Below are 1,380 nucleotides of genomic sequence, written 5' to 3' on the forward strand. Positions count from 1 at the left end.
GGTGAGCCTGGGGGGCGGGGGACGCCACGGCGGGCCCTTTCTCGCGCGCGGTGCGGTTTGTATGGTCGTACGAGACAGAGCGGTCCCCGGATACGGGGGACTCTACGAAGCCGCCGACCGCCAGCAACGATACCGGCACACCCGACGGCCCCCGCGGGACGGGGGCGCGCGCGGAAGGTAGCGTCTGTGGACGGCGTCCGCCAGGCGTCCGCCGGGGCCGACGCGGCACGGGATCGGCTCCGGAAAACCGGCCTCGCGGCCGTACGCTCGACGTGCAGCACGCGACTCGGCAGGACGCCCACCGCAGGACGCGACACAGACGAGACCAGGGGAAGACACACTCCACATGCCGGACCGACGCCGCCCCGCGGTTCACCGCCCCCTCCCGCTGTCCGCCGCGTCCGCCGGACCGCGGCCGTCCGCCCTGGAGGCGGCGCCGAGCGACCTCACGCCGTCCGCGGCGCCGGCCGCCGCCTCCGTCACCGCCTCCTTCGGCCCCCGGCCGGTACTGCTCGCGGCGCGCGAACGGCGGTCGCCGGAGCGGCAGGGCCGGGAGGGCTGGGGCCCGGAAGGGCAGGGCGGGAACGAGCACGACGGCCGCGACGGGCAGAGTGAGCGCGACGGGCGTGACCGCGGCGCCTGGGGCGGCTCAGGTGACGGGGAGCAGGAGGGCCGGGGACGGCGGGAGCCGTCGGCCGACGCCGACAACCCCTTCGCGCCGCCGCCGGCCGACCGGCCGGACCGGCCGTGGCAGCCGCGTGAGCCGCAGGGCGGAGGCGGAGCCGACGGTTCCGACGGCCGGGACGGCTCCGGACAGCCGCCCGCCTGGGGCAGCCAGTGGAGCAGCCGGCAGCCGGGCCGCCACAGCGGCGGATTCGGCGGCCCGCAGGGCGGCGGCCAGGGCCCCGACAACGGCGGCCCCGGCGGCGGCCCGCGCTGGGACCCCACCGACCCGGCCCAGCGCCGCGCCCGCTACGCGCTCCTCGCCGGGCTCTGGGGCTTCTTCTTCGCGCTCTTCAGCCTGCCCGAGGTCGCCCTGCTGCTGGGGGCGCTCTCCGTCTACTGGGCTGTCAGCTCGCTGCGCGCCAAGTCCGGCCGGCGCGCCGACGACGGCTCGGCGGCCCAGCCACCCGCGCCGCAGGCCGGCGGCTTCCGGCCGCAGACGACGGCGGCGGTGAGCGGGCTGGTGATGGGCGGGCTGGCGCTGGTCATCACGGTGTCCACGTTCTCGTTCCAGCTGATCTACCGGGACTACTACACCTGCGTGGACGACGCCCTGACGCAGACGTCCCGGCAGTCCTGCGAGAACCACCTGCCGAAGCCGCTGCGACCGCTGCTAAGCGTGGACGACTGACGGCGGTAGGGGGGTACGGGGAGGCG

1 protein-coding gene is annotated in these 1,380 nt (G+C 77.1%); it reads left to right on the top strand.

What is annotated here, in order from left to right:
• Positions 1-346: 346 nt before the first annotated feature.
• Positions 347-1,354, top strand: coding sequence for a hypothetical protein (locus tag ACSNOK_RS33050; RefSeq protein ID WP_436784477.1), 1,008 nt, complete (start codon positions 347-349; stop codon positions 1,352-1,354).
• Positions 1,355-1,380: the final 26 nt, after the last annotated feature.

Source organism: Streptomyces sp. URMC 126, assembly GCF_051386555.1.
Classification (GTDB): domain Bacteria; phylum Actinomycetota; class Actinomycetes; order Streptomycetales; family Streptomycetaceae; genus Streptomyces.